Below are 11,226 nucleotides of genomic sequence, written 5' to 3' on the forward strand. Positions count from 1 at the left end.
GACCGTGCTGGCGCGCAGCCTTACAAATGCGGCCACGCATAGATTTCGTGCACGCCGCCGCCCTGCCGGAACCAGTGAACCCGGGTTGCGGGGTTGAAGCCATGATCCTGGTAGGAAGCGGCGATCATCGAAACGATCGACTGCGCCTCGCTTCGATCGTGAATATCGTAGGCCAGAAGCAGGGGCGGGTACCCGTCGGGTCGAGCCAGATCGCGAATAAAGATGGAATAGGACGTCATATCCATCACCTCTGCGACACAAATCTTTATTCATACACATGCCTGGAACGCGATGGACGTTCATTTTGCGCTTATATTAGTATTAACGAATTTTAACACAAATTCCGACATTTGATTCACCCGAGCTTTGCCCGATCGGACGATGGCCGGTTCGAACACGGCGCCCCTGTTGCGGAACCGGACCGACCGTTGAGCCGGTGGCTGGCGCCCGCGAAGGCGAGACATCGCCGGTTGCCCTGGCGTGGGCTTCGGCTCCAGGCGTCCGGCGGCCCGACCGGAACGGAGGGGGGATCAGGTTGTGAGCGGCCGCCGATCGATCGCGACCGGCGCCACGCCCACCAGTTCGATATGGCCGCGCAGGAGATCGGCCGCCGCGTCGTTCCTCCCGGCCTCGCACAGGGCGAGGATCTGCATGTGCTCCTGTTCCGCGTGGTCGACGATCCCGGATGCCGTCAGCCCTGCAGCAGGCTGGAAACGATGCCCAGCGAGCGCGGGCGCTCCGCGTACCGCAGCAGGTCGAGGTGGAAGCGCTGGTTCAACTCGCCCCATCACAGGATCTCGCGGGCTTTCAGAGGGGCGCCTTCCACTTCCGAGAGGCTGCGAAGTCATTGGAAATCTCGTTCCGTGAAGTGCCGCGCGGAGCCTATCAGCAACTCCGGCTCAAGCCCGACACGAAGAAGATGTCCTTGACCTCGTCCACGGAGAGGCCCGAGACCGCCGCCCCGTGATCGGGCACGATCAGCGCTCTAGCGGTGGTGCGAGGTCGCCCAGGGGGCCAGAGCGAGCGTCTGCCCCAGATAGCCGATGAGCGCCGTCACCCGGGCCGGGCGCGGATCGCCGGGTGGCGTCACCAGGTGGAGCGCAATCGGCGGCGGTGACCAGCCCGGCAGGACCCGCTCCAGGCGCCCCGCCTCGAGGTCGTCCCAGATCATGAAGTCGGGCTGCAGGGCGAGGCCAAGGCCGGCCCGAAGCGCGGGCGCCAGCGCCTCGGCGTTGTTCGCCCGCAACGGGCCGCCGGGCACGACGACGGCTTCCAACCCGGCGTCGTTCACGAACTGCCAGCGATCGGGCGTCGGCAGGTAGGCATAGCCCAGGCAGGCGTGATGGGCGAGGTCGTCCGGATTCGCGGGCCGGCCGTGCCGATCGAGATAGGCGGGCGTGGCCACCAGCGAGCGGCGGATCGCGCAGAGGCGGCGGGCGCGTAACGAAGAATCCGGCAGCGCCGCGATCCGTAGCCCGATGTCGAACCCGCCGCCCACCAGGTCGATGACCGCGTCGGACAGGTGAAGGTCCACCGACACGGCCGGATACCGCGCGAGGAAGTCCGGCAGGAGCGGCGCCACGTGCATCACCCCGAAGGTCATCGGGGCGGCGAGGCGGACGAGCCCACGCGGCTCCGTGGAGCCGGCAATGGCCAGCGCCTCGGCTGCCTCGCCCTCCGCCAGGATGCGCGCGGCGTTCGCCCTGGCGGCCTGCCCCGCCTCCGTGAGGGCGAGCTTGCGCGACGTGCGGTTGAACAGGCGCGCGCCGATCCGGGCCTCCAACCGGCCCACCGCCTTCGAGACAGTCCCCTTCGAGAGCCCGAGATCGGACGCGGCCCCGCCGAAGGAGCCGGTTTCCACCACCTTGGCGAAGACCGCCCAGGCCTCGAAATCGGGCAGCCGCATGGGTCAATTCCGGAAACGATAGGTTTCCATCGTTTCTATTTTCGAGAGCCATGGCAAGGGGCACATTCGGGTCATCGCAAACGCGCCGCGCCCCGCGCGGCGGATCACGGGAGACACAGCCATGGTGCAGACCGGCCTCCACCACGTCACGGCCTTCTCCGGCCCGGCCCTGCGCAACCTCGACTTCCACACCCGCGTGCTCGGCCTGCGGCTTGTGAAGAAGACCGTCAACTTCGACGATCCGGGCACCTACCACCTGTATTACGGCGACGAGGCCGGGCAGCCCGGCACGATCCTGACCTTCTTCCCCGTGGAGCACGCGGCTCCGGGTCGCGTCGGGATCGGCGAGACCCAGGAGACCGCCTTCCGGGTGCCGCGCGCCTCCATCGGCTGGTGGGCCCACCGTCTGATCGAGAAGGGGGTCGCCCACGAGCCGCTGGTCCAGGTGTTCGGCGCGCCGACCCTGCGCTTCCGCGACCCGGACGGCATGATGCTGGCTCTCGTCGGCGTCGACGCCGACGAGTCCGGCTGGCCATCGGCCGAGGTGCCGGCGGAACACGCCATCCGGGGCCTGCACGGCGTGACGCTCCTGCTGGACAAGGCCGAGCCCACGGCCGCGATCCTCACGGAGGTTCTGGGCCTGCGCGAAATCGGCCGCGAGGGCAGCCTGATCCGCTTCGCCGGCAGCGCGGATGTCGGCAGCTTCGTGACGATCCGGGCGGTAGGCGGGTTCCTCCGCGGCCGACAGGGCGCAGGCTCTGTCCACCACATCGCATTCCGGGCGGCGGATGACGCCGCACAGGCCGCCATGGCCGATCGGCTCGCCGGATTCGGCCTCCACGTCACAGAGCAGCGCGACCGCCAGTATTTCCGGTCGGTCTACTTCCGCGAGCCCGGCGGGGTGCTGTTCGAGATCGCCACGGACGCGCCCGGCTTCGCGGTCGACGAGCCCGTGGAGGCGCTCGGCCGTGCCCTGAAACTGCCGGCCGGCCTCGAGCCGCACCGGGCCGAGATCGAGGCCGTGCTGCCCAAGGTCGCCTGAACCAAGCCTCCGCCCCGGACGAGGGGCGGAGGTTCGATGCGCACCATCAGCGAGGTTGCCATGACCCAAGAATCCCGCACCGAAGAACCCCGCACCCAAGAATCCCGGTCGCAAGAGTCCCTCGGCTTCATCCACCGCTTCGAGCCAGGCACGGGCGCCGCGCGGCCGCTGCTGCTCCTGCACGGGACTGGCGGCAACGAGCTCGATCTCCTGCCCCTGGGCCGGATCGTGGCTCCGGGCGCCGCCCTGTTGTCGCCCCGTGGTCCGGTGAGCGAGAACGGCATGCCGCGCTTCTTCCGGCGCCTCGCCGAAGGGGTTTTCGACGAAGCGGACCTGCGCCGTCGCACCGGGGACCTCGCCGCCTTCGTGGCGGCGGCACGCGGCCGCTACGGCCTCGGCGCCCCCCTGGCGCTCGGCTTCTCGAACGGTGCCAACATCGCCGCATCGCTGCTGATGCTGTGGCCGGAGGTGCTGGCGGGTGCCGTGCTGATCCGCCCGATGGTGCCGCTGTCCGAACCGCCCATGGCCGATTTGGCGGGCCGTCCGGTCCTGATCCTCTCCGGGGCGATGGATCCGATCGTGCCGGCCGAGAACGCGCGCCGCCTCGCCGCCCAGCTCACCGCATCCGGCGCCGCGGTGGCGCATCGGATCCTCCCGGTCGGCCACGGTCTGTCGCAAGGCGACCTGAGCCTCGCGGCGGACTGGGTCCGCGGCCTCGCCCTCCCCAACGCGGCCTGACTTTCGCAAGCCTCACACGACGGTACGGAACACCCCCATGACATCCTTTCTCTCCCCCGCCCCGACCGCCACCGGCGCACTGCCGGCCGCCCTGCTGCCTGTGACGGGCCGGGTTTTGATGAGTGCGATCTTCCTGGTGAGCGGCCTCGGCAAGTTCGCCGCCCCCGCCGCGACCCTCGCCACCATCCGGGCCGCCGGCCTGCCCCTCGCGGAGCTGTCCTTCGCGGCGGCGACGCTGGTGGAGATCTTCGGCGGCCTGCTGCTCATCGCCGGCTACCGCGCCCGGGTCGTCGCGCTGGTCCTGGCCGCCTTCGCAGTCGCGACCGCGCTGACCTTTCACGCGGCCGTCGCGGACCAGAACCAGATGTTCCACTTCCTGAAGAACCTGGCGATGGCCGGCGGCCTGCTCCAGGTCGCCGCGTTCGGCGCCGGGCCCTTCAGCCTCGACGCGCGGAAGGGCCGGATCTGACCGGACCAAACCTAAACTTCTGATCGACACGAGACGACCATGCCTACCTTCACGATGCAGGACGGCATGCAGATCCACTTCAAGGACTGTGGAACCGGGCAGCCGGTCGTGTTCAGGCACGGCTGGCCGCTCAACGGAGACGCCTGGGAGGACCAGATGCTGTTCCTGGGGCAGCACGGCGACCGGGTCATCGCCCATGACCGGCGCGGGTACGGCCGCTCCGGCCAGCCTCGCACCGGCAACGACATGGATACCTACGCGGACGATCTCGCCGGCCTGATCACCCCGGCGCCGCGGTCAGCCAGGGCATGCGCGACACGTTCTGGCTGCAGGGCCTGATGGCCGGCCTGAGGAGCGCGCTGGCCTGCATCGCGGCGGACGTGTCCGGGGATCTGAAGCGCATCGACGAGCCCACCCTGATCGTGCACGGCGACGACGACCAGATCGTGCAGATCGACGCCTCGGCGCGCGCCGCCGCCAAGCTGGTGCCGAACGCCGCGCTCAAGGAATATGCCGGCGCCCCTCCCACGGCCTCGCCACCACCAACAAGGACCGGCTCTACGCCGACCTGCTCGTCGTCCTCGTCGAGCTGAGCGGGGCGCTTTCCCGCGCCGCGAGGGATCCGTAAAGGCTGGTGTCGCCCCGTTCCGGGGCCTGCCAGACACGGGACCAGCCATGCCGAAGACCGGCGAACAGCTCGCCCTCGGGATCATCGGGGCGGGGATCATGGGCGAACGCCTGATCGACGCGATCCACGGCGAATCCAACTCCCCGGTCCGGATCGCCGCGCTCTGGGATCCGGCGTCCGCGGCGCTGGCCCGGGTGGGTGCCGCGTTCCCGGCAGTGCCGCAGGTCCCCGACGCCGATGCCGTCGTGGCGGCGAGCGCCTGCGTGTACGTCGCCTCGCCACCGGCCTCGCATCTCGGCTACGCCCGCGCCGCCCTCGCGGCCGGCCGGAGCACCTTCTGCGAGAAGCCGCTCGCCATCGACCTCGCAGAGGCACGTGCCTTCGTGGCCGCCGCCGGCGGCGCCGGCGCGGTGAACTTCCCGTTCGCCTCGTCGCCGGGCGTGGCGGCGATCGAGCGCTGGATCGCCGCGGGCGGTGTCGGGGTGCCCCGGCGCCTATCCATCGCGGTGGCCTTCGCGCGCTGGCCGCGCCCTTGGCAGGCCGACGCTGCGGCTTGGCTCGACGCCCGGGCCGAGGGCGGCTTCACCCGCGAGGTGGTCTCGCACTTCCTGTTCCTCGCGCGCCGCCTGCTCGGCCCGCTGAGCGGGCTTCACGGCAGCGTCCAGTTCCCCGAGGCTGGCCGGTCCGAGCGGGCGATCGACGTGACGCTTACGGCGGGCGGGATCCCCGTGACCCTGACGGGCCGGGTCGGCGGCGTCGCCGAGGACGATCACAACACCTGGACGCTCGAGGGCGACGCGGGCGCAGTCCGGCTGCGCGACTGGGCCATCGCCGAGCGCCGTGGCCCGGACGGGCGCTTCGAGCCCGCCCCCGACGCGATGCCCAACGCGCGGCTGCGTCCGATCGCCCTCCGGCGTCAGCTCGAGGGCGTCGTCCGGATGGCGCGGGGTGAGCCCCACCACCTCGCCACCTTCGCCGAGGCGCTCGACGTGCAGGAGGCGGTCGAGGGCATCCTGGCGCTCTGAGGAGTGGGCCGTCCCTCAGACCTCCAGAAGGTCGGTCAGGAACGGGATCAGTGGCGCGTCCGCCGGCGGCATGGCGAGATCGCGCAATGCCTTCGGCCGGACCCATTTCAGCGCCTGCCCCTCCATCGGGCGCGGTGTGCCCGACCAGCGGCGGCAGACGTAGAGCGGCATCAGCAGGTGGAAGTCCGGATAGGCGTGGCTGGCGAAGGTCAGCGGCGCCAGGCAGGGCTCCTCGACCCGGATGCCGAGTTCCTCCGACAGCTCCCGGATCAGGGTCTGCTCCGGGCGCTCGCCCGGCTCGACCTTGCCGCCCGGGAACTCCCACAGCCCGGCGAGCTGCTTGCCCGCCGGGCGCTCGCTGACCAGCACCCGGCCGTCGACGTCGACGAGGGCAACAGCCACCACCAGGAGAAGACGCAAGGTCTCGCTCATTGCGCCACCGCGAAGGCGGCCGAGACCTCTGAGGACATCTGGATCGTGCCGGCCTCGATCGGGACGCGCCGTCCCTTGGTCGCCATCGGCGCCGCGCGGGCCAGATCCGCCATCGGGCGATAGGGCGTGCCGACCGTGGTGCTCAACGTGCAGATCGGACCAAGCTTGGCGCCGAGCGCACCGGCGAGCGCCTCAGCCCGGGCCCGGGCATCGCGCGCCGCCGCCACTTGGAGGGCCGATTCGACCGCGTCGGGGTCACGCAGGCCGAAGCTGACGCCGTCGATCCGGTTCGCCCCCGAATCGAGGGCTTGGCGCAGCAAGTCGCCGAGGCGGCCCATGTCGGCGAGCCGGACAGTGACGAGGTTGCCGGCGCGGTAGCCGTCGGGCTCCTCGGTGACCGCTCCGCCCGGCCGTGCCACGGATCGTGTGGCAGCCTGGAGCGTGACCGCGGCCGTGCCGATATCGGTGGGCTGCACGCCGAGCGCCTGGGCCTGCGCCGAAACGCCGGCCACCGCCTTGGAGGCCGCGTCGAGGGCTACAGGCGGAGTCGCACCCCGCGCCTCGATACCGACTGTCACTTCGGCGAAATCGGGAGCCCGCGCCTCCGCGGCCCGCCCGACGACGCTGATGTGCCGCTTGCAGTCCGCATCGTCGGCGCGCGCGGGGACCGCCAGCACCGACAGGAGGAGGGTGCCAATTACGGCCGCCCTCACGAGCGGTAATCCCCATTGATCTCGATGTAGGCCTTGGTCAGGTCGCAGGTCCAGACGCGGGCCTTGCCCTCGCCCAGACCGAGATCGACCCGGATCCCGATCTCCGGCGCGCGCATCACGGCGCTCGCAGCCGCCTCGCTGTAATCCGGGTCCCGGGCGCCCTGGACGGCTACGCGCACGTCGCCGAACCAGATCGCGAGCCGGTCCCGATCGGCGGGCTCGCCCGCCTTGCCCACCGCCATCACGACCCGGCCCCAATTCGCGTCCTCGCCGGCCACCGCGGTCTTCACCAGCGGCGAGTTGGCGATCGACATGGCGATGCGGTGGGCTGAGGCGTCGCTCTCGGCCCCGGTGACCGTCACGGTCACGAACTTGCGCGCGCCCTCGCCATCCTTGGCGACGAGCTGGGCCAGCTCGATCAGCAGGCTCTCCAGCGCTGCCTTGAATCCGGCGAGTCGCGGGTCGGCGGGGTCGGACACCGCGGCGTTGCCGGCCTTGGCGGTGGCGAACAGCATCAGCGTGTCGGAGGTGGAGGTGTCACCGTCCACCGTCACGCAGTTGAAGCTGATCCTGGTGCCCGCGCCGAGCAGGGCCTGGAGCGCAGCTTGCGGCAGGGCGGCGTCGGTGAATACGAAGGCCAGCATCGTCGCCATGTCGGGCGCGATCATGCCGGCGCCCTTGGCGATGCCGTTGATGGTGACGCGCACGCCGTCGATCTCGGCCGTGCGGGTCGCGAGCTTCGGGAAGGTGTCGGTGGTCATGATGGCGCGCGCCGCCTCGGCCCAGGCTGCCGGACCGTCCGTGGCCCGGGCTGCGCAATCCGCCAGCACGCCCTCGAACCGCTCCGCCGGAAGCGGCTCGCCGATCACCCCGGTCGAGGCGACGTAGACCTCGCGCTCGCCGCAGCCCGCCGCCTGCGCGGCGATCTCGACGGTGCGCGCCACCGCTTCCCGTCCGAGCCGGCCCGTGAAGGCATTGGCGTTGCCGGAATTGACCACCAAGGCCCGCGCCGCACCGTGAGCCAGGGCCTCCCGGCACCAGTCCACCGGCGCCGACGGGCATTTCGAGCGGGTGAACACGCCGGCCGCGCAAGTCCCGGGGGCGAGGTCGACATAGAGCACGTCGGTCCGGCCGCTGTAGCGGATGCCGGCCTGGGCTGTGGCGATCCGCACGCCCGGAATCGGCGGCAGGTCCGGCATCGCGGTGGGCGCCAGCGGGGAGACGGGAGGGGCTTTCGCGGACGACATCGGCTCGTGCTCCGGCAGCGCGCGGGGCTTCCCGCGACGGCCCGGTGTTGCCCGCGCGACCCCGGCGCCGTCAACCGCGTGCCCAGCCTGTGGTCAGGTTTTGAGCTGCATCCGCTTTGGGCAGCGGCGGCGCCGAATGCGGCGCCTTCACGGCGCCGGGCTTGCGCCGGGATTGCTTCCCGGCATAGCATGCTGCATCGCAAAGCCAGCGCGGGGTTGAGTGCGGAATGCCCACAACCGACGTCGACTCTGCCTCCAGTGCGCTTCCGCAGGGCGGATGCTATCGGATCCAGGTCCTCGTGGTCGGTCGCCACAAGCGCTGGCGCGACGAGATCTCGACCCAGGTCCGGCTGCTGGGCTATCAGGTGACAGCCTGCGACCGGGGCGTCGACGCCATGACGGTGCTGGCCCTCGGGCTGCCCGTGGACGTGCTGGTGGTTGATGCCGCGCTGCAGGGCGGCCTCTGCTGCGCCCAGCTCGCCGTCGAGGCGCGGACCCTGCGGCCGGGCTTGCGAATCGTCCTGTCGAGCGACCCGTTCGACCCGCCGGAGCGCGAGGCCTCGACCCTGGTCCCGGATGCTTTGTTCATCCAGCGCGACCAGTTCCAGAACGGGATGGTCGCCGCGATGATGCGCGAGGCACTGGCGAATCGCGCTGCGTGACGCCCCGGCCGCCGCTCCTGCGGCCGTTGCGGCGAGAGCGGCATTCCGCACTCACGGTGTCCTGAAGGCGCCGGACAATACGGCCCGATCCCGCCGCAGACACCCTGGAGTTGTCGTGTCGGGCCGGCGCATTCAGGCGTCTCGAGATAGGTTTGCTGCGTCCTTACCGCTGGCAAGTGAGCAATTTCCGTTTATCCAAAATCTCTCGGAAGCGACCTCTGCAAACATAACTTGTAAGTTTTCGCATAAAAAAGAATGGCCACGTTTTACTTGAGGTTTATTGGCAAATTGCGACACGACACCGTCATGCGATGATCTTTTATGGGCGTCGCGCCTCCTGTTGGCGCCCCGTTAGGAAAGTCGGATTCCAGTGACGTTGGGAATACGCCACCGACTTTATGTCGGATTCGCTATGCTTGTCCTGATTGCCGGCAGCATAGGCGCGTTTTCGCTCTATCAGCAGGGCTTCATCAATGCACAATACGAGGCGCGCGGCACGTTCGAAACGGGAGCGCGCTCGATCCTCAAGATCAACGGCCTCGCCGAGCGCCTCGCCGCCGCGTCCGAGCATTACCGCCTCGCTCCGAGCCCTGAGCAGATCGCCGCGACGGAGCAGACGCGGCGTTCTATCGAGGAGACGTGCGACACGCATTTCTCGCGCGCTCTGAACGCAGATCGGCGCCGGCTCTATGGACAAATGCGCGACGAAGCCCGGGCCATGAAGCCGGAGCTGGAACGCCTCGCCGCGGCCGGGATGAGGCTGAGCGGCGCCAAGACGAGCATGTTCAATTCCGGAAACCGACTCGCCAGCGCGACGGATACCCTGATTGCGGAGGTGCGCGGCCGCGCGAACGACGCGTTGCTCAGTCGGGCTCTGAACCTCGAGAACGCCGTGCTGCGGGCCCGGCTCTCCGCCGCGCGCTTCACGATCCGTTTCAGTCCGGAGGACCGGATCGCGGTCGCGACCGATATCGCGACGGTCAAGGACCGCCTGGACGCGTTCAGGATCGACGAGGGCGGAGCGGCCTTCACGCGGCAGATCGAGGCCGCCGCCGAAGAGCTTGCTGCCTATGCGGCCCGGATCCATGACTTCGACGGCGCGATGGCGGCGGCGAGCACGGCGTTCGAGACCGGCATCAAGCCGCATGCGGACGCGATCGAGCGGGCTGGCGAAACAGCGCGGGACAAGGTTCTGTCCGACGTGACGGCGATCTCTATGGCGACGGCGGCCCTGGTGGCCAGCGCCCAGCGCATCCAGATCGGCCTGGTCGGCCTGGCCCTGTCGGTCGGCGCCGTTCTGGCGTTCCTGATCGCCCGCAGCATCGTCCGGCCGATCGCCGGCACGACCCACGCGATGAAGCGCCTGGCGGAGGGCGACACGAACGTCGTGGTGCCGGCGCCGAAGGCCCGCGACGAGATGGGCGCGATGGCCAAGGCGGTGGACGTGTTCCGGCAGAACGCCATCGCCCGCGCCGATCTGGAGGCCGCGCAGGCCGCCGAGCACGCTGCCCGCGAGCGTCGGGCCGACCGGGTCGACCGGCTGGTCCGGGCGTTCCAGCAGACCGTGGCCGCGTCGCTGGAGGTCGTCACCGCGGCCGCCACCGAGCTCGACGCGACCGCGCGCTCGATGACCCGGGTCGCCGACGACACCAACAGCCAGGCGGTGGCCTCCAGCGCGGCCGCCGAGCAGACCTCGGCCAACGTCCAGACCGTGGCGTCGGCCGCCGAGGAGATGGTGTCCTCGCTGCAGGAGATCGAGCGGCAGGTGATCCGCTCCAACGAGGTCGCCAGCCATGCCGCCCACGAGGCGCAGACGAGCAGCGCCGCGATGGCGAGCCTGCGCATGGCCGCCGAGCAGATCGGCGCGGCGGTGACGACGATCTCGGGCATCGCCGGCCAGACCAACCTGCTGGCGCTCAACGCGACCATCGAGGCGGCGCGCGCCGGCGAGGCGGGCCGGGGGTTCGCCGTTGTGGCGGCTGAGGTCAAGGAGCTGGCGGGTCAGACCGCCAAGGCCACCGAGGAGATCGGCGGCCAGATCGCCGCGATCCAGGCGGCGACCGGCCAGGCGGCCGACGCGATCGAGCAGATCGGGCGCACGATCGGGATTGTGAACGAGATCAGCGGCTCGATCGCCTCGACGGTGGTGGAGCAGACGGCGGCCACGAGCGAGATCTCGCGCAACGCCGGCCAGGCCGCGCGCGGGACCCAGGACGTGTCGGCCAACGTGGCCCGCGTGCTGGCCGCCTCGGGGGAAACCGGCAGCGCCGCCGCGCAGGTGCTGAACGCCGCGGCCGCGCTCGCGACGCAATCCCTGACGGTCAAGCAGGAGGTCGACGGATTCCTGCGCGACATCCAGGCCGC

General features: G+C 70.4%; 12 protein-coding genes and 1 pseudogene. 7 read left to right on the forward strand and 6 right to left on the reverse strand.

Features of this window, described 5'->3' with window-relative positions; translation table 11 throughout:
- Nucleotides 1-20 precede the first annotated feature (20 nt).
- The 3 genes from Q8W67_RS21425 to Q8W67_RS21435 form a co-directional block, all read right to left on the reverse strand.
- Nucleotides 21-239, reverse strand: a complete 219-nt coding sequence (locus Q8W67_RS21425) for a hypothetical protein (protein ID WP_305549780.1) — start codon at nucleotides 237-239, stop codon at nucleotides 21-23.
- A gap of 291 nt (nucleotides 240-530) precedes the next feature.
- A complete protein-coding gene (locus Q8W67_RS21430; RefSeq protein ID WP_305549782.1) occupies nucleotides 531-653 on the reverse strand; it encodes a hypothetical protein in 123 nt (40 codons plus the stop codon).
- Between the two features lie 332 nt (nucleotides 654-985).
- The gene (locus Q8W67_RS21435; protein WP_305549784.1) at nucleotides 986-1,906 is read right to left on the reverse strand and encodes a LysR family transcriptional regulator; all 921 of its coding nucleotides are present in this window, start codon (nucleotides 1,904-1,906) and stop codon (nucleotides 986-988) included.
- A gap of 121 nt (nucleotides 1,907-2,027) precedes the next feature.
- On the opposite strand from Q8W67_RS21435, the gene Q8W67_RS21440 reads away from it, so the two are divergent.
- From Q8W67_RS21440 to Q8W67_RS21460, 5 genes and pseudogenes are all read left to right on the forward strand, one after another.
- Nucleotides 2,028-2,948 (forward strand): ring-cleaving dioxygenase, encoded by a 921-nt coding sequence (locus Q8W67_RS21440; protein WP_305549786.1) that lies wholly within the window; start codon nucleotides 2,028-2,030, stop codon nucleotides 2,946-2,948.
- Between the two features lie 60 nt (nucleotides 2,949-3,008).
- A complete protein-coding gene (locus tag Q8W67_RS21445) occupies nucleotides 3,009-3,686 on the forward strand; it encodes an alpha/beta hydrolase (protein ID WP_305549788.1) in 678 nt (225 codons plus the stop codon).
- 37 nt (nucleotides 3,687-3,723) lie between these two features.
- The gene (locus Q8W67_RS21450; protein ID WP_305549790.1) at nucleotides 3,724-4,155 is read left to right on the forward strand and encodes a DoxX family protein; all 432 of its coding nucleotides are present in this window, start codon (nucleotides 3,724-3,726) and stop codon (nucleotides 4,153-4,155) included.
- Between the two features lie 39 nt (nucleotides 4,156-4,194).
- A pseudogene (locus Q8W67_RS21455) lies at nucleotides 4,195-4,783 on the forward strand (alpha/beta fold hydrolase).
- A gap of 47 nt (nucleotides 4,784-4,830) precedes the next feature.
- A complete protein-coding gene (locus Q8W67_RS21460; protein WP_305549791.1) occupies nucleotides 4,831-5,808 on the forward strand; it encodes a Gfo/Idh/MocA family protein in 978 nt (325 codons plus the stop codon).
- A 15-nt stretch (nucleotides 5,809-5,823) separates the two neighbouring features.
- On the opposite strand, the gene Q8W67_RS21465 is transcribed toward Q8W67_RS21460, so the two are convergent.
- Genes Q8W67_RS21465 through argJ form a run of 3 tightly spaced genes read right to left on the reverse strand, consistent with a single transcriptional unit; the run spans nucleotide 5,824 to nucleotide 8,200 of the window.
- Nucleotides 5,824-6,240, reverse strand: coding sequence for a (deoxy)nucleoside triphosphate pyrophosphohydrolase (locus Q8W67_RS21465; protein WP_305549793.1), 417 nt, complete (start codon nucleotides 6,238-6,240; stop codon nucleotides 5,824-5,826).
- On the reverse strand, nucleotides 6,237-6,953 hold the full coding sequence (locus Q8W67_RS21470) for an SIMPL domain-containing protein (RefSeq protein ID WP_305549794.1): 717 nt from the start codon (nucleotides 6,951-6,953) through the stop codon (nucleotides 6,237-6,239). The genes Q8W67_RS21465 and Q8W67_RS21470 overlap by 4 nt, the downstream gene beginning before the upstream one ends.
- Nucleotides 6,950-8,200 (reverse strand): bifunctional glutamate N-acetyltransferase/amino-acid acetyltransferase ArgJ, encoded by a 1,251-nt coding sequence (argJ, locus tag Q8W67_RS21475; RefSeq protein ID WP_305549795.1) that lies wholly within the window; start codon nucleotides 8,198-8,200, stop codon nucleotides 6,950-6,952. The genes Q8W67_RS21470 and argJ overlap by 4 nt, the downstream gene beginning before the upstream one ends.
- Nucleotides 8,201-8,427: 227 nt before the next feature.
- On the opposite strand from argJ, the gene Q8W67_RS21480 reads away from it, so the two are divergent.
- A complete protein-coding gene (locus tag Q8W67_RS21480; RefSeq protein WP_305549796.1) occupies nucleotides 8,428-8,862 on the forward strand; it encodes a histidine kinase in 435 nt (144 codons plus the stop codon).
- Between the two features lie 412 nt (nucleotides 8,863-9,274).
- A partial coding sequence (locus Q8W67_RS21485; protein WP_305549797.1) for a methyl-accepting chemotaxis protein occupies nucleotides 9,275-11,226 on the forward strand: 1,952 nt, incomplete at its 3' end.

Origin of the sequence: Methylobacterium sp. NEAU K (genome assembly GCF_030700285.1) — a bacterium.
Lineage (GTDB): Bacteria > Pseudomonadota > Alphaproteobacteria > Rhizobiales > Beijerinckiaceae > Methylobacterium.